The organism is Bacillus sp. DHT2 (assembly GCF_026241455.1).
Taxonomy (GTDB): domain Bacteria; phylum Bacillota; class Bacilli; order Bacillales; family Bacillaceae_G; genus Bacillus_A; species Bacillus_A pseudomycoides.
Map to the genome: position 1 here is coordinate 706,311 of NZ_JAPHWH010000001.1, position 17,625 is coordinate 723,935.

The window sequence follows — 17,625 nt, forward strand, 5'->3', positions numbered from 1 at the left end:
AAAGTTCTAAAGCGTAACAATATTTAACAACCTTTTGTCCACCGTTGGAAGGAATAAAGATGCAGCAAAAATATTTATACGAACGAAAATGAAGACTAAGAACCGATATATACATGGTTCTTAGTCTTCATTTCATTTTATACAATACTCATTGTCCTTTTAAAACATTCTCTTCAAAATATTTTCCCCAATCAGGTTGTCTTCCATCAATATCTTTAAATCCATATTCTCTCGCTAACCCCCAAGAACTAAGGGCTTTTCCTGTTTTATTATGAATGTTCGAATCACTTGCTAAAGCAGCGATTGCTCTACCAATAAAGAAAGGTGTTTCAGATGCGATAAAGTGTGGATCTTTCTTTGCACCTTCTTGCCAATTTTCTTCTGTTACACCAAATAAATCTAACATTGCTTCCGAACGGAGAAATCCAGGGCTTACCGCAACAGCAGTAATATGATGTTCCTCTAAATCTTTCGCCATTGCTTCTGCCAAATGGATGGTTGAGATTTTTGCTAAGCTATAATATAGGTTACCACGGTACTGATAATCGACACCATCTGTAATTTCAATTACAAGTCCCTTCTTATTGTTCACCATTAGGGGGGTACCATAGTAACTTGTCATCATGTGTGAATGGACAGCACGTTGTTGCATAAGTAATCCATTATGTAAGTCATGTTCCCAAAATGGTTTTCCCCATTCAGTAAGCGGATCTCCGCCCCAAACATCATTTACTAAAATATCAAGTTTGCCGTTTTGTTCATCTTGAATTTTTGTAAATAATGCTTTAATATCCTCTTCCACTGTGTGATCTACACGTACGGAAATCCCCTTTCCTCCTTGTTTTGTAACAAGCTCTGCTGTTTCTTCAATCGTTTCTGTTCTTCCCATTGATGATAAATTACCCTTTGTACTTCTTCCTGTTACATACACAGTTGCTCCTGCTTCACCAATCATCATTGCAATACCTCTTCCAGCACCACGCGTTGCACCAGCTACAACTGCGACTTTTCCTTGTAATGGTTTCATATACAATTCTCCTTAATGTTTATTTTCCAGTCTAATTAATTTAGGTACATGCTCTCTATCATACTTTTTTGTATATATTTCCTCATCCGGAGTAACAAATTGTAGCGTAATCTTACCACAAACACCAGTGTAAAATTCGAACTCACCTTGTGAATTTGAAATAGCAAGTTCTTTATTTACGATTGAGTCTGCATAAACTTTAACATTCGATATAGAAAGGTTGTTGCCATCTACAATAACTGACTTTATATGAATAGCAACCCCTTTACAATTTTCACTTCCTTTATTATACATAACCATTACTATCACTCCGGTTCCTACGACAATACATATCAACAAGGCTATTATGTTTTTCTTCATAATAAACCTCCTATATGAAGTGTTAGTCTTTCTTAAAATGGAAATCTACACGATTTACTTGTTTCATTTCCTCGATTACTCTATGAATTCCTATCCTAATTTTATCTTCTTTCATATTTGATACATTCAGTTTTAAAAGTTTTTCTTTACGGAAAGAAGACAAATAATTTTTATCAACAGTCTCTATAAATATTTGATTTTGCCCTAAGTTTTTAATAAGCGTTTCCGTGACAATACTTTTATGTAATGATAAGCACGTATGTATTCCTATTTTGCTTTCTGTTTTACAAAACAGATGTTGATTTTCTTTATAAGCTTCTTCTAATGCTCCAGATAACGCCTTAGATCTAGCGTAATATGACAATTGGATTTTTTGTTTGTGTCGTTCAAACATCCCGCTTTTTATGTAAATTTCTAAAGCAGCTTGGGAAATCATTGAACTATCAATATCTAATAGCTTTTTATATTTATGAAACGCTTCTGCAATAGAAGCAGGAATAACTGCCACACCTACACGTAATCCAGGGAAAATAATCTTCGAATAACTTTTTAGATAGATTACATGTGAAGAATTATCGTAACTATATAGTGGATCTACCTTTGGGTTTTGTTCCAAATCTGCTAAATAATCATCTTCTACTATAAATACATTGTATTTCTTTGCGAGAGAAATAATCTTTTCTTTTTCCTTCTTAGAATATGAAGTGCCGAGTGGATGATGAAATCTTGGGATGGTATAAAAGAATTTTATCTTTCCCGTTCGAAATATCTTTTCTAACTCAAATAAATCAATACCTTTAGCAGTGCGTTTTATTCCGATTACAGGAGTACGATTTGTTTCTAGATATTCAATAAATAAGTGATAACTCGGTTGCTCAATAAGTATCGTTTCATTTTGATTTGGAAAGGGTATTGAAGTTAATATAACTAGAGCTTGCTGAACTCCTGAGGTGATAAAGATATTTTCTTCTTTTGCGAAAACTTGATAGTTCGCTAGTTGTTTTTGCACAATTGAAATTAAAGATGGCAGTCCTTTAGGTGTACCATATATAAACAAATCATTCTTATACGTATCAATTGCCTTATTAATACAATGTTGAAAATCTAAGTAAGGAAATACATCAGGATCTGGAGCTGAAGATGCAAAATCAAAATTCTCTGTTTCATCTTCTTCATAATTCCCCATTTTTTTCACCACATAATATCCACTTTGAGGTACGGAATAAATAATATGGCGCTTCTCTAATTCATGAAGCGCACGTATAATGGTTGCTTTGTTGCACTCATATTGTGATACGAGTGAACGTATAGACGGTAATTTCCTACCTTCTTTTATCTCTCCTTTTTGAATCATGCTTTCTAAATCATTTAATACATTTAAATATTTATACATGATTACACCTCAACGTCTATTTTGTACCGGTACAGTTTGTATTTGTTCACATTGTAGCACCGATTCAGAAAGATTACCATGTACATATACTGGCCAGTAGTAAATCAATTATATGAGGTGAAATTATGAAAAACACAACTAAAGCATATACAGCCGCATTAGTATATGCCTTTATTATCGGATTTTCATTTATGTTTGTGAAATTAGCATTAACGGTTACAACTCCTCTCGATACACTTGCACACCGTTTCACAGTTGCTTTTTTAATAGCTACTATTCCTATCATTTTTGGTTTTGTAAAATTAAATATTTCATTTAAAAACATACTTTCACTTTTACCACTAGCAATCTTTTACCCAGCATTATTCTTTGCGTTCCAGGCTTTCGGTTTAGTATATACAAGCTCGTCTGAAGCTGGGATTATCCAAGCTGTCATTCCGATATTCACAATGATTTTCGCTTCTTACTTTTTAAAAGAATTTACAAATGCATGGCAAAAAATATCTGTACTCATTTCTGTAATTGGTGTTATTTATATATTTGTTATGAATGGCACAGGAACTCATGAGACTAGTTTTATAGGAGTTGCTTTTATTCTGCTATCAGCGTTATCATCTGCTTGCTACAATGTTTTAGCACGAAAAATGACAAAGAAATTTAAGTTAATAGACTTAACATATATGATGACAATGATTGGGTTTCTTAGTTTCAATTTAATCGCTATCATTGAACATATGAATGAAGGTACTGTAAATATATACTTTAAACCATTTACAAACGGAACATTTCTTATATCTATTTTATATTTAGGATTATTGTCTTCTTTGCTAACAGCATTTTTATTAAATTATTCATTGTCTTATATGGAAGCAGCTAAAATGAGTGTCTTTAGTAATCTATCTACACTTATTACAATTATTGCAGGAGTATTATTCTTACACGAACAAATTGCATACTATCATATCGTTGGGACCATAATGATTGTTCTTGGTATAATAGGTACAAACTTCCTAGGTAAAAAAGGAATTCATATAAAAGAAAAGAATACCTCTATTAGTAAATAAAAAGTGAGGGATTTTTCATGCAGCAGGTAATGCCTATTAATATTAGTAATATAGCTGAACTAACAAAAGAATTGGATACATTATTAAACGTATCAATATCTTCTAATCAAGAACTTGAGAATTGGTTAATACAACAATCACAGACTTTAAATTCTATCAATGAGCAACTCATGCAACATTATATTGCTTTTCAACGAAATACAAATGATATAAAGGTAAAAGAAGCTTTTGACTTTGATCAAAAAAATGTACAGCCTACATTAAAACGTTATAAAAGTCTACTAGATCAAAAATATTATGAATCACCCTATCGCTTCCAGTTAGATCCCTCTCAGTTTGGATTCTTAGATACAAAAATCCAAAACATTCGAAGCCTCTTTAACGAAGAAAATATTAGTTTAGAGGTTACTGAAGATGAGTTAATAACAAGATATTTTGAAATCACTGGTAATCTCTCTTCTATGTGGGGCGGTGAAGAGGTAAACCTTTCTGAATTAAGAATATATCTACAAGATTCTGATCGAAACATTCGTCAAAAAGCGATGACTGCTATCTCTGAAAAGTTTTTATCCGTAGAGAATGAAATTCAAGAAATCTTAAATCAGTTAATTGTGCTTCGAACAAAAAAAGCTAGGAACGTTGGTTTAATGAATTATCGTGACTACATGTTTAAAAAATACGAGCGTTTTGATTATACGGCCGAACAATGCAATGAATTCGCTGAATCTATTCGTAAATACGTTGTGCCGCTTCAAGAAAAAATGCATAAAGAATTACAGGAAAAGCTTGGGGTAGATACGTTACGTCCGTGGGATATACATGCTGTACCTGCAGATCATAAACCTTTACACCCTGTAAAAAATGAAAATGAATTAATAGAAAAAAGCAAAACACTTTTCGCAGAGATTGATTCAAGTTTTTCAGCTCTTCTAGAAAAAATGCATAACCATCTAGATTTGGAAAGCAGAAAAGGGAAAGCACCTGGTGGATTCTGTGAATATTTACCCGCATCTAAGTTATCATTTATTTTTATGAATCTAACAAAAACACAAGATGATGTTGTTGCTTTCTTACATGAGATGGGTCACTGTATTCATCATGATTTAATGAAAGATATTTCGATACATCAATATCAACATTTACCAATGGAGACTGCTGAATTAGCAAGTATGACAATGGAACTATTTACAATGAACAACTGGGATGTTTTTTATAATAATCAAGAAGATTTTAAACAAGCTAAGCGAGAACAATTAACACAAATTATAGAGTATTTACCAATTACACTGGTTGTATGAGAATCCAACTCATACTGTCGAAGAAAGAAATGCTAAGTTTTTAGAACTTTCTTCTCTATATAATTCAAGCATCGTAAATACAGATGGCTATAAAAATTGGATCGTCGCACAATGGTTATCTGTTCTGCATATTTTTGAAGTACCCTTCTATTATATTGAATACGCAATTGCACAAATTGGTGCTTTACAAATGTATAAACAATATAAAGAAAACCCTCAGCAAGCATTGCAAAACTATAAAAAAGCTTTATCTTTAGGTAGTTCTAAGTCTGTAAAAACAGTATATGAAGCAGCTGGAATTCGATTTGACTTTTCTGGTGAAACAATTAAGGATTTGATGTGTTTTGTTGAAGAGGAATTAGCGTTATTAGAAAAAATATGAGTAATTAAGCCTACGTTTTACTTAATTCAACCTGTACTAAAAGACTCTATTTTGAAATTATATTTTTCAAAATAGAGTCTTAGTTCATCATTATTAGTTTACATAATAATATTATATTTTTTCGAGATGATGACTTACAAGCAAAACACCAACTGGTTGGTATTTATATGATGATTTAAAGGAATCACTAACTATTCGATCCTTTCAGACATTTGCTGAACAAATTGTCTTGGTCGTCGATGAGGCTAATAATGAAGTGATTGGCCTTGATATTTTTGGATAAGCTTTTACTTCTAACTGAACTATTAAATGATTGTTAAAACGAAAAAAGCACATTATTGTGCTTTTTCGTTTTAACCCTTCACTTTTAATCAGATAACACCGCTTATTAAAATCTTCTTCTGGGGATCGAATCTCAATAAACAAATCCTCATAAACTCCTACTCATTAAGAAAGGGTAGAAAATTCCTTCTATGTAATTACATCAAGCTTTCTGAGAATATTGTAAAATACCATTTGCATCAAAATAATAATAATAACCATCTAATAAAATCCAACCTCTAGTCATATGATATCCTGCATAAAAATGATACCACTTGCCATCATATTTTAACCATCCAACATGTTGTGATCCATCTTGTTTCATATAAGCCCAACCTACACCATCATGTACCCAACCTGTTTGCATTTGACCGTTGGAATTAAAATAATAAAGCTTTCCATCAATATGATTCCAGCCAGTACTCATATATTTATCTTTAGGTAAATAATACCAATATCCACCGTTTTGAAACCAACCAGTTTGCTGTGAGCCGTCCGCTTTAAAATATGCCCAACTTACACCGTCATGTACCCAACCTGTCTGCATTTGACCACTGGAATTAAAATAATAGTTTTTGCCATCCACCTTATACCATCCTGTTGCCATTGCCCCGGAACCATTCAATAAAAAATACCATTTCCCTCCGTCTTGTAGCCAACCATGATATAACGATCCGTTTTTAAAATAATACCAGTATCCATTATAAGAGAACCATCCATTTCTTGGAGCTTTGACCGTATTACGTTCTTGGTTAGAGTATTGAATACCATGTTTATTTCCTTTAATATCACTATTCCTTATTTCTGGTGAAAGTTCTGTTTTTATATGAATTGATTTTTGCTGTTGTACAGCAGGTGTTTTTTGAAATCTTTGATTCTGTTTTTCTTGCTTAGAATTTTCCTGTGCATGTGAAATAGTAGGAAATAAAATAGCAGACGATAAAATAACTGAAACTATTCTTTTTTTCATATGTATCCCCCTATAATAATGTTAAGAGTAATTTGGTAAAAATATACTCTATTAAGATATATTACCACAATGAGTGTAGTTCGAATATAAAATAAATATAAAAACATTGGAACTTGGATATAACAAGTTGCGTATAAAATGGTTTCAGAAAAACATATTGCCTCGCAAAAAAGTTTTTCATAATAATAAGAACTAAATAATAAAAAAATCAGGACGACTCCAAAGTTTCATTTCTCCACTCTGTTCATTATAGCTTTGAAAAACCTCTTATTTTAAACATTAGTCTCTCCTATATATTACTATTATTTCGAAGAACAAATTTAATTTAAACAATGACATAACGTGAGAATCAATTCTCCATTACCTACCATTACCTAGGGGGTTAATTGTATCTATAATTCTATTTTTAAGGTATTATAATTACATAATAAAATCTTGATATAATCAGATTTAATAACACCTACATTAATACTACTTGATAAAGTGAAACTTTAATCAGCGCGGCTTTATCCACTACCTAACTTTTTTCTTTCTTTAAATTTTATCCCATTAAAGCGAGATGAAAATAAATAGGTGTATCATTTTAATTGAAATTTTATATGTAGTCCTCTTTAAGGATTCCATATATTTCTAAATCGATCACTCCTTTACCAGACCATAAAGAAGCTTGTCTTAACACCCCTTCTTTTATAAAACCGTTCTTTAAGAGGACTTTCTTTGAAACCTCGTTTACAGGCATGACCTCTGCTTGAATTCTGTTTACATTAACTTCTTCAAATAAAAATTTTACTACCATACGAACAGATTCAGCTGCAATGCCCTTACCCCAATAATCCTCTGCCAAAAAGTATCCAATAGATACCATGTTCACTTTTTGATTAAAATCCATAGATTCAATAATTCCAACCAATTTATCACTTTGATTCTTCTGAAAGATACCCCATTTAATTCTGCTTTTTTTATGATAATCCCTATCAAAATGACCAATCATCTTTCTTACCGTTTGTAAGTTATGTTTAGGAATGATACCGCAATATTCAAATACCTTGTCATTGTCGTAGATCGAATATAATTCCTGTAAGTGTACCTCTTCGATTTTTCTTAATACTAGATTAACAGATTCCAATACTGGGAAATCTCCAAAAACCATTTCAATATTCATTTTATTCTCTCCTTAGGTTATTCCTTAATTGGTCTTATAAGTTCTTTTCAATATATTTAGGTTTTGTATTCTTTCAAAGTAATACATTCCTCAACCCTCTGTATATTCACATTTTATAATTCAAACAAAAGTTTTTTTTGATAATTTGTGCTAATTTTACATTTATATTGCAATCTACACTGTGTTCCTCTTTATGAAATTTAAGTGTATTTAAAAAGCAACAAAGCAAGTTTTCTCCTGTTTTGTTGCTTTTTGTATTAGGCATCAGTTAATCAATCTAAGAGAAATGTAATTTAATCATTTTTTGTCGAGAACATTGCAAATCAAACTTATGTGCTGTTTTTTATTATTGTTAACAATTATGTACTCTTTTCTGTATATCAAATATAATCAACAGTTTTTATTTCACGATAAAAGCTTTTTTAATCTGTAATTATCACATAATAATACGATTAATTTAAATCATTATTTTCGATTTTATTAATTACTAACTTATATCTTTTATACCATTTTTCCCATTCATCTTTTGGAAAATCCATGTCATGACCATCTAATACAGAAGAAAAAATTTCTAAACATATATGCCATCCAGATAAATCTTTTGGTGTGTGTTCATTTATTTCATGAATAAATTCCTTTAATATTAATAGACAACCATCTGGATTTTTATGTACTTCAAATCGAACACGATCTTCTCCCCAAGTAAATTCTAATACAGAATTTACTTGACAGTCTAAAATATTGATATCAATAAAATTCCCTGAGCCATCCATCATATCAAATTTTATAATACCTCCTTTTCGTAGATTCTCTACATAAAGGTTTGGTATCCATCTTGCTAGTTTATCATTCTCTGTTAATACAGCCCAAACTTGTTCTACTGCATGATTTAATGAACGGTTAAATTGAGCTACATATTCATTATCTATTTTCTCTATTAGAGCTAACATAGTCATACCTCCATTTAAACTCGAAAAACAAACATACGCTCGTTTTTTAAAATTTCACACAAAACACATGAAAAAGCAAATAAAAACTTATGATGTCTATAAAAATATAAATCCTTCAGTTTCTTTTAAAGTATGCAGCTAAAAGATTTTTCTATTTCCCTCTAAACGTTACAATGTATAATACATTTCATACTGAGCCAACGAACTTTTCTCGAATCCGCATTTTTTTACAAATCCTTCAAGTAAACCATTATTAGGGAATCCAATAGAAAGACTGGGAAGCTGTAATTCTTTGCTTACAGTTTGTAATAGACTTGTAGCCACTCTAATTCTTCTATATTTTTTATCAACAAATAATAAACTTATCTTACCATTGTCACTAACACATATACATCCTTTTAAATCATCATTAATATAAGCTCCATAATACGTATTATTTTCAGTTTTCTCCATATAATCGATATCATTTTGCCAATTTATATGGAAGTTTAACCATTTTTGTATACCGTTTTGAAATTCGCCAAACTTAATTTGCCTTATTTCTATATTTTGTACACTCTTACTTGTCAAAATAGAAGTGTCCCTCAAATTATAGTAAGACAGATCATATACTTTTTCATACCCTAACTTCGTATAAAATTGAATCGCTCTATCATTACCGACAATGACTTCAAGAAAAAGTTGCTGACATCCATTTTTTATCGCTTCTTCTTTATGAAATTCAAATAATTTATGACTAACGCCAACCCCACGATAGTCCGGATGAAGCGCTAATGTGCCACATCGCATTGTTTTTATACTTTCATATTCTTTAATTCCACTAAGTATAACTCCAATTGATTTATTTTCATCTAACGCTATATAAGAATGCTCAAGTTTATTACCTTCTGGACCGAAAAATCTTTTTATAAAGTCTTCTTTTGAAACTTCCATCTTTATAATGTAATCAGAAAAACCATCTCGAAAAGCTTCGTATACTAAATCTATATCTGCTTCGCTACATTTTTTATAATGAAACATAGTAAAATTTTCATCTACCTTTCCCACTAATTTGAAATAAATGGACATTTTCTGCTATACATTTCATCATTAATTTGTGCTTTATAACAAACGGCGCAATATCTCCATTTTGAATCTTAATCCCTGGTAAATCTCTGATACTCTCTTTGATTTTACCACTCCCTTGTCCGTCTACAACAAAAGGTAACCGCACAATAGTCCAATCCACATTGCTATTTTGTATCACTTGTAATTCCTTATACTTATCTTTCATCATATTCGAAAGAAACACACGAAATAACATTGCTCCTAGTTTATTTAATATACTCTTTTGATCTCCTTGTACATCCAATGATCCTCCAGAAACAAGAATATATCGCTTGATTCTGTATTCTTCCATTACTTTTAAAATATGATTTGTCACCGTACTAAATATATATGATTCTTTTTTAGGTTTCCCCACTGCATTAATAACAGCCTTGCAGCCTTGTAGTAATCGACGTATTGCAGAAATATCGCGAGCATCTCCTTTTACAACTTCCAAATGTTTATGCGATATTTTAAATATTTGTGGATTTCGTGTGAGAATTCGTACAAAGTATCCTTCTTGTAGTGCTTGAGTTATAAGGTATTTACCAGCCTTTCCGTTTGCACCGATAATTGCTACTTTATTTATTATTTTCATGACTAAAGTTAGGCTCCTTTTAAAGGATATAGATTTATACATCGTATTATTGATGAGATGTAGTTAATTCGTAAACGCGTAAAAACGCAATTAAATATTCACATGCTCTCTCACAGGCTAACATTTTAAACACCTTTTGTTCCTCTACAGTTTTATCATTTGCCTGATCTGAAGCTGCTTTCAAACAAAGAAAAGGCTTTTTATTCACATGACATACGTATGCAAAAGCAGCTATTTCTTGATCAACAGCTATTGCACCATATACAGTATGTAGTAAATATCTCATTTCCGTACTGCGAATACGCTGATCTCCGGATATGAAAGTTCCAAAATGTACTGGATCATAAGCACGCACTTTTTTTATTTGTCTTACAAGGTATTTCGTTGTTTCAATAGGAGCTGCTCTACCAGTATATAAATCGAAACTATCCGTTCCTGTTCCCGCAGCGGTTACATCATGCTGTAGTGTGTTAAGTGCAACAACAATATGACCATTCTTTACTTTCTCAGATAAACTTCCGCAAATGCCTGTCATAAATAACTGTTCAGGCTTAAATTCACTTATTAGTAACTGTACGCAACTAGCACAGTTCACTTTTCCAACACCAGTAATTACAGAGATTATTTCTAATTCATTTATAGAATGAAAATGAAATTCCCAAGCAGCTCGTTTTTCTACACGATGGCTTGGATAATACTGATACAAGTATGTAAGCTCTGGTTCCCATGCGGATACAATTGCAATACGTTTCATTACACTTTTCACTTCCTCCTATTTTCATTTGAATAATTCACCAATGTTTTTTCGCTCATAACATGGAATCCACTTTTTATGTAAATACCTTATTAATTCTTTATTCTTCGTAAGTACTTCACATCCTCTTCTAGATCCTTTCTAATCTATTATTCCTTTTAAATAATTCAAATTCCACTTATTTTATATTTCAAATCCCAATCTAATAAAAACTTTTTTATATCACTTTTCCAAGCTCCACTGGGTTCAAATGTATATATTTTTTTATGTAACACGTTACTTTCTCCTCAATAAAACTTTGTTTCAACATATCATAAGGAAACAAATTATCCTGTTGTTTTTATTCGTGATGTATTTTTTTATTTTTTTCAATACGTTACATGAAATTTTATGTATGATCTTAACTCCCAAATGCCTAAATGTTTGTTATTATATTAATGATGAGGGAATGCAAAGAAAGGAATTAAGTATATGATGGAAAGAAACATTTTAATTATTGATGATGATAAAGAAATTGTAGAATTACTAGCCGTTTATTTACGAAATGAAGGCTACAGCATTTATAAAGCATATGATGGTGATGAAGCGTTACACATGCTCTCACTTCATCAGATTGACCTTATGATATTAGATATTATGATGCCAAAACGAAATGGACTAGAAGTTTGCCAGCAAGTTAGAGAAGAAAATACGGTACCTATTCTTATGCTAAGTGCAAAAGCCGAAGATATGGATAAAATCCTAGGTCTTATGACAGGTGCAGATGATTATATGATTAAGCCATTTAATCCATTAGAATTAATAGCTAGAGTTAAAGCGCTATTACGTAGATCTTCATTCCAACAAGTTACATCACTTAATGATGATGGTATTATTCGCATCCGCTCTGTTGAAATACATAAACATAATCATACTGTGAAAGTGAATGGAGAGTATATTAAACTTACATCTATTGAATTTGATATCTTATATTTACTTGCCAGCAATACTGGTAGAGTATTTAGTTCAGAGGAAATATTTGAACGAGTTTGGAATGAGGATGGTTATGGTTCCAATAAAACTGTAATGGTTCATATTAGTAACCTAAGAGAAAAACTTGAAACAGGAACGAATGGTGAAAAACTCATCCATACTGTTTGGGGAGTAGGTTATAAAATTGAGAAATGAGACATTTGACATATTAAAAGTCATTCCGAAATGGAAAATTGTTTTTTGGCTTTTAATATCTATTTTGCTTACACCAATTACCGAGGTTGTCATATCCCGTCTTGTTACGAGTGTAATTGACAGTTCCCTTACATTAACGGCATTAAGTGGAGAATTTGTCAGAATCGTCGGCTACGAAAAGTATATGGGATTAAAGGAGTCTCTTTGGACAATGATGGGATCCTATCTGTTTTTATTCTCAATTTTTTCATTCTATGTTTATATTTTCTATCGTCACGAAAAAAAACTATATTATGAAGTATGCATAAAGCAAATGATTGACGAAATTCGTTATATTGCGGATGGTAATTTTAATCATAAAGTATCTATTTTACAACATAATTATTTAGAAGACTTAGCAACTGGTGTCAATCACATTGTAGAGCAGTTAAAAGTTTCAATTGAAGAAGAACGTCAAACTGAACAAGCCAAAAGTGAACTCATCACAAATGTATCACATGACTTACGGACACCGCTAACATCCATAGTTGGCTATGTTAATCTCATACATCATGATAATTACAGAGATGAAGTAGAATTACGTCATTATATTCAAGTTATTTATGACAAAGTAAATCGATTAAACATGCTAATGAATGACTTATTTGAGTATACGCGTGTTCAAAATAACGAGTTACAACTAAATACTGTACCTATTGATATAATTGAACTACTTGGTCAACTATCTGTTCAATTTCGTATGCAATTCCAGGAAGCTAATATTGAGTGTAGACTTTCATTTCCACCAGAAAAACTTATGGTCCTTGCTGATGGAGATAAATTAGTACGTGTATTTGAGAACTTAATTATGAATGCTATAACGTATGGTAATGATGGGAAATTTATTGATATAACAGCTTATCAAGACGGAAACATGATTGTAATCGATATTACAAATTACGGACAACCTATCCCAAGTACAGATTTAGTACATATTTTTGAACGCTTCTATCGTGTTGAAAAATCCCGTTCTGCATACACGGGAGGATCAGGCCTTGGATTAGCGATTGCAAAAAGTATTGTGGAGATTCACGATGGAACGATTGAGGTATATAGCAATACTGAACAAACAACATTTACTGTGAAGCTTCTTTCATATAAGCAATAAAAAGCATTTATCTCAACAACTAAAAATCCACTAAAAAAATCACCTATTAGAACAAGAAAAGTACTATATTCTAAATATAATAGTGATTTTGTTGTGTTGATTGATAAACCCCATGGAAAAATTCCATGGGGTTTATCAATCAACTTATCACTATCAATATAAAAAATAAAAACCTAGAATGTACGCATTTTACATGGATTGTAGCTATGGCACGCCAGATGGGTTATGAGCCTCCAAATACAGATGTTTTAGGGACTAAAGAATAGCGAGAAATAAACAAACTGATTTGGAATCAGTTTGTTTATTTAAGTAGATTGTATTAAATAACAGTTTGTACCTGCGAAAGTTGATTTTTTCCAATAATTCCAAATGATTCTTCACTTTCCCCCACTGTACTTAAGAAAATTCTCCAGCTCTAACTGTTACTTCCACTTCATAATTTACTTCTACGTTAAATAAATTGAAAAAATTTACTCTTTAAGAATTCTTAATTTATCCATTACTAATTCATTCCTGTCCTCTACTACTAAATCTTCTTTATGTTTAAATGTGAGTGAAAATACATGTTTATTTCCTCATGATGACCATAATTATCCAAAATTTATATATTCCTTATAATTCTTTAGAAATTCTTTACCTTTTCTTTCCTCCTAGTTAAAGATTAATTTTTACACTAGTAATATCGATATACAAGGAGGATAGCTTATGCAACATTTTAAGAATTTGATGCTTCTTATATTGTCTTTTCTTATTACTGCAATTCTTGTTTTTTATTTTTATTTCTATGTAAACGGACCTTCAATTAAAGCGAAATCAGCTATTTTAATAGATGCAACATCAGAAGAGATTGTATATAAAAAAAATGAAGATACCCCTTTCTCCTCAGCAAGTTTATCAAAAATGATGACAGAGTATATTGTGTTAGAACAAATACAAAAAGGAAAAATCAAGTGGGATGATCGTGTGAAAATAAGTAATTCTTCCATTCAAATGGAAGGAAATAATATCGATATAACTTTTGAAGATCAAATAACGATTCGAGATTTGTTTCATGCAATGGTTCTTGCATCTGATAATAGTGCGGCCGTATTTTTAGCAGAACATATTTCAAAAAGCGAACAAGACTTTACGAATTTAATGAATGAAAAAGCGACACAATTAGGATTATCTAATAAAACGTATTTTGCAAATGCAACCGGCGTAATGAATAAACAAGAAGAATCTAAAATAACAGCCTTAGATGCCTCGAAACTAGCCCAGCATTTAATAACGGATTATCCTATGATATTAGAAATCACCCAATTAACTTCTTATCAATTCACCTTCAAAGATATACATGTTTTCAATACAAATAAAATGTTGTATTCACTTGATAGTAAAATAAAATTCAAAGGAGTCGATGGTTTACAAACTAGCTTTTCAAATCCTGCTGGATATAGTTTTGCTAGTACAGCAAAACAAGGAAACAAGAGGTTTATTTCGATTGTAATGGAGGCAAATGGAGAAAATAGTGCTTTTATCGAAACAAAAAAACTATTTACTTATGGTTCCGAGCCTACCCACCTTCCATCTCTTCAATCTGTTAAGGATTATTTGATATCGTGGATATCTCTGCTTCAGTTTAAAAATCTTTTTTTACAAACAATAATAATTTTTGTTATTATTTCCATTTCACTATTCGTACATATACGAAAAAAAGATTCAGAGGATTTTTAACTAAAAAGCCTCTTTCACATAAAAAAACCGGCTTGTATTTTCTAAAAAAGTCGGTTTTCCTTATTTCCCTTTTTTCTTTTCATAGTATAATTCATCTGCATACTTTTTATTTGTTCCCTTTAAATATGCCAAAATAATTTGAGGTCTCTTTACTAAAGTCCAATCACCATGCTCATCAAATTTTCTACAAGATGTTGTCATATAAGCTTTTTTAATGGTAGTAAAGCCTTTTCCATGCATCTTACCGTATTTTTTTAAACGCATTGCAAATTCCGCATCTTCAGCCATTAATAAATCCTCATTAAAACCACCAATTGCTTCAAAATCCTTTCTATAACACCAAAACATTCCGACAGAAACGAATCCATATTTGAAAATGAGAGGAATAATTAACAATAATCCTGAAACAATAATTCCTAATGAAATACGTTCAAATTTCCCTTTTACTCCCCCTCCTATATATTTTCCAGTTTTTAAATGCTTATCTATTTCTCTTAACATATTCTCACTCATCCAGCTATCAGCATCAATTGTAACAATGATTTCTCCTCGAGCTATTTTCGCCCCAGCATTTCTAATTTTAGATAGGTTCTTATTCTCATCTTGTAAAGTTATACAATGATAAGATTGTGCAATTTCTTCTGTGCAATCACTACAACGATTTAATACAACAATTACCTCGACTTGATTTTTATAAAATTCAGATGCAACCACAATGGAATCAAGACATCTACCAATATATTTTTCTTCATTGTGTGCAGGTATGATAATGGAAAACTTAACATCTTGTTCACCATCTGTTCCGACAAAACAACCATTTCTATCCATATCATATCTCTCCTATGTAAATCTTATTTATCAATTCATTTTCTTACTATATTTACAACCGACTTATTACGCCGTTGTTTATTCAAGTTGTACTATGAACAAAGCCTTACTATTTTTGAAATGATTGAAGTCTATAAAACAAAAAGTTTTTTCTTAATGTATGTACTTTTTCAAAAAAACACCAAGGTATAGGACTCACATCTAATATCTTGGTGTTTTCGCTTTATATCTTCATTTAAATCACAACTTTTCCGATTAAAATGTCTCAATTTAAGCGTGACAATCCTACTTTCGATACTTTCATCTCTGTATTATCTTTCAGAATAATCAATTTCTCCTCATGCTGTTTTAACATCCTCAAAATTTCTGATTTACTATCTTTTTCAAAATCATTCGTCCACTTAAACATTTTCATTAACATTTTAAATGTGGGCTTATAGTTAGCCTTTTCCAGGTTAAGTAACTGCAAAATAAATCTTTTTATTATTCTGACTATCCTCTTCACTACACTTACATCTAAGAATATGATTAAATCTGCTTTTTGAAAGCTTTGCGATACCCATTTATGATGGGCACCTTCAACAATCCAAGCATTTGAATTTACAATATTGTAAAGTTGTTCATCTCTTTCCTTAGGTGTATTTCTTATATCTCCATTTTTAGTCCTTCTCCAAACAACATTATCTAGCTCATAATAAGGAATATTTAATTGATAAGATAATGCTCTTGCTAAGGTTGTTTTTCCACTTCCAACAGAACCAATGATATGAATTTTATTAGGTATAATACTTTTCAAAACAACCACCACTTTATAGATTTTTACAAAATAGAATTCCCAGCTTCTTTCATTAAACCTCTTCTAATTAAATTTGCTGACACAGGCTGAAGATTCAATTGTCTTGCCCAAATAGATAATTGACCAATATGATGGATCTCATGAGCAATCACATGACGTAGAACCTCGCCATATTTGAACGTCTCATCAGTCCATGAGGCTGTTAATATTTTATTCTCTAAATTACTTGACCATGTTTGTGTAAAGTCTTCCATTTTAGTTCGAAAGGAATCAGAAAGCTGCTTCACTTTTTCTAGCGTTCTATAATCTTCAAACTTCAATTCGAAATCTGCTTTCCCTTGAAGCGCACGTATCCAGCTATACTCTACATCTACAATATGAAATAAAGTTTCTAAAATACTCCCTACTCCTCCAACACGTTTACAGAGTAAATCTTCTTCCGAAAGCTGTTTACACCATTCAAACCATTGATCTCTTACTTGCCAATTGTATCGAAATAAAGTTTCCACTAAATATCGCTCCTTTTAATATGTATCCAGTTAATACCATTATATTACTTATACAGAAAATTCTTTTATTTTATAGTGCTATTTTGTATAAAGAGCG

15 protein-coding genes and 2 pseudogenes are annotated in these 17,625 nt (G+C 31.2%); 5 read left to right on the forward strand and 12 right to left on the reverse strand.

The genetic code is table 11. From position 1 onward, the window contains the following. Positions 1-148 precede the first annotated feature (148 nt). From ORL93_RS03945 to ORL93_RS03955, 3 genes are read right to left on the reverse strand one after another with little or no spacing between them, the layout of a single operon-like run. Complete coding sequence (locus tag ORL93_RS03945) at positions 149-1,027, reverse strand: SDR family oxidoreductase (protein WP_265958654.1); 879 nt, start codon at positions 1,025-1,027, stop codon at positions 149-151. Positions 1,028-1,039: 12 nt separating this feature from the next. Beyond that, a complete protein-coding gene (locus tag ORL93_RS03950; protein WP_097793787.1) occupies positions 1,040-1,387 on the reverse strand; it encodes a hypothetical protein in 348 nt (115 codons plus the stop codon). Between the two features lie 22 nt (positions 1,388-1,409). After that, positions 1,410-2,780: an aminotransferase-like domain-containing protein gene (locus ORL93_RS03955; protein ID WP_098206879.1), complete on the reverse strand. Its 1,371-nt coding sequence runs from the start codon at positions 2,778-2,780 to the stop codon at positions 1,410-1,412. Between the two features lie 125 nt (positions 2,781-2,905). Here ORL93_RS03955 and ORL93_RS03960 point away from each other — a divergent pair, with 125 nt between their 5' ends. Beyond that, a complete protein-coding gene (locus ORL93_RS03960; protein WP_265958655.1) occupies positions 2,906-3,844 on the forward strand; it encodes a DMT family transporter in 939 nt (312 codons plus the stop codon). A 17-nt stretch (positions 3,845-3,861) separates the two neighbouring features. Further along, positions 3,862-5,524 (forward strand): annotated as a pseudogene (locus tag ORL93_RS03965) (M3 family oligoendopeptidase). A gap of 484 nt (positions 5,525-6,008) precedes the next feature. Here the strand turns inward: ORL93_RS03965 and ORL93_RS03970 are convergent. From ORL93_RS03970 to mtnN, 6 genes and pseudogenes are all read right to left on the reverse strand, one after another. Continuing rightward, positions 6,009-6,815 (reverse strand): PspC-like choline-binding domain-containing protein, encoded by an 807-nt coding sequence (locus tag ORL93_RS03970; protein ID WP_003207203.1) that lies wholly within the window; start codon positions 6,813-6,815, stop codon positions 6,009-6,011. Positions 6,816-7,410: 595 nt separating this feature from the next. Then, positions 7,411-7,977, reverse strand: coding sequence for a GNAT family N-acetyltransferase (locus ORL93_RS03975; RefSeq protein ID WP_265958658.1), 567 nt, complete (start codon positions 7,975-7,977; stop codon positions 7,411-7,413). 452 nt (positions 7,978-8,429) lie between these two features. Beyond that, positions 8,430-8,927, reverse strand: coding sequence for an SRPBCC family protein (locus ORL93_RS03980; protein WP_097793792.1), 498 nt, complete (start codon positions 8,925-8,927; stop codon positions 8,430-8,432). Between the two features lie 168 nt (positions 8,928-9,095). After that, positions 9,096-9,947 carry a GNAT family N-acetyltransferase gene (locus ORL93_RS03985; RefSeq protein WP_265958661.1) on the reverse strand — a complete coding sequence of 284 codons (852 nt, stop codon included), beginning with the start codon at positions 9,945-9,947 and terminating at the stop codon, positions 9,096-9,098. Between the two features lie 26 nt (positions 9,948-9,973). Continuing rightward, positions 9,974-10,611: pseudogene (locus tag ORL93_RS03990) on the reverse strand (SDR family oxidoreductase). A 46-nt stretch (positions 10,612-10,657) separates the two neighbouring features. Beyond that, positions 10,658-11,365, reverse strand: a complete 708-nt coding sequence (gene mtnN, locus ORL93_RS03995; RefSeq protein WP_018765925.1) for a 5'-methylthioadenosine/S-adenosylhomocysteine nucleosidase — start codon at positions 11,363-11,365, stop codon at positions 10,658-10,660. 474 nt (positions 11,366-11,839) lie between these two features. On the opposite strand from mtnN, the gene ORL93_RS04000 reads away from it, so the two are divergent. The 3 genes from ORL93_RS04000 (at position 11,840) to ORL93_RS04010 (ending at position 15,395) form a co-directional block, all read left to right on the forward strand. After that, positions 11,840-12,532, forward strand: a complete 693-nt coding sequence (locus tag ORL93_RS04000) for a response regulator transcription factor (protein WP_026008582.1) — start codon at positions 11,840-11,842, stop codon at positions 12,530-12,532. After that, positions 12,522-13,679 (forward strand): sensor histidine kinase, encoded by a 1,158-nt coding sequence (locus ORL93_RS04005; RefSeq protein ID WP_265958664.1) that lies wholly within the window; start codon positions 12,522-12,524, stop codon positions 13,677-13,679. Before ORL93_RS04000 ends, ORL93_RS04005 begins: the two co-directional genes overlap by 11 nt. 705 nt (positions 13,680-14,384) lie before the next feature. Beyond that, positions 14,385-15,395, forward strand: a complete 1,011-nt coding sequence (locus ORL93_RS04010; RefSeq protein ID WP_265958665.1) for a D-alanyl-D-alanine carboxypeptidase family protein — start codon at positions 14,385-14,387, stop codon at positions 15,393-15,395. Positions 15,396-15,455: 60 nt separating this feature from the next. Here ORL93_RS04010 and ORL93_RS04015 read toward each other — a convergent pair whose 3' ends face one another. The 3 genes from ORL93_RS04015 to ORL93_RS04025 form a co-directional block, all read right to left on the reverse strand. After that, complete coding sequence (locus ORL93_RS04015; RefSeq protein ID WP_265958666.1) at positions 15,456-16,223, reverse strand: glycosyltransferase; 768 nt, start codon at positions 16,221-16,223, stop codon at positions 15,456-15,458. A gap of 265 nt (positions 16,224-16,488) precedes the next feature. Further along, positions 16,489-17,019, reverse strand: a complete 531-nt coding sequence (locus ORL93_RS04020) for a shikimate kinase (protein ID WP_265958667.1) — start codon at positions 17,017-17,019, stop codon at positions 16,489-16,491. A 23-nt stretch (positions 17,020-17,042) separates the two neighbouring features. After that, the gene (locus ORL93_RS04025; RefSeq protein ID WP_003197807.1) at positions 17,043-17,528 is read right to left on the reverse strand and encodes a DinB family protein; all 486 of its coding nucleotides are present in this window, start codon (positions 17,526-17,528) and stop codon (positions 17,043-17,045) included. Positions 17,529-17,625: the final 97 nt, after the last annotated feature.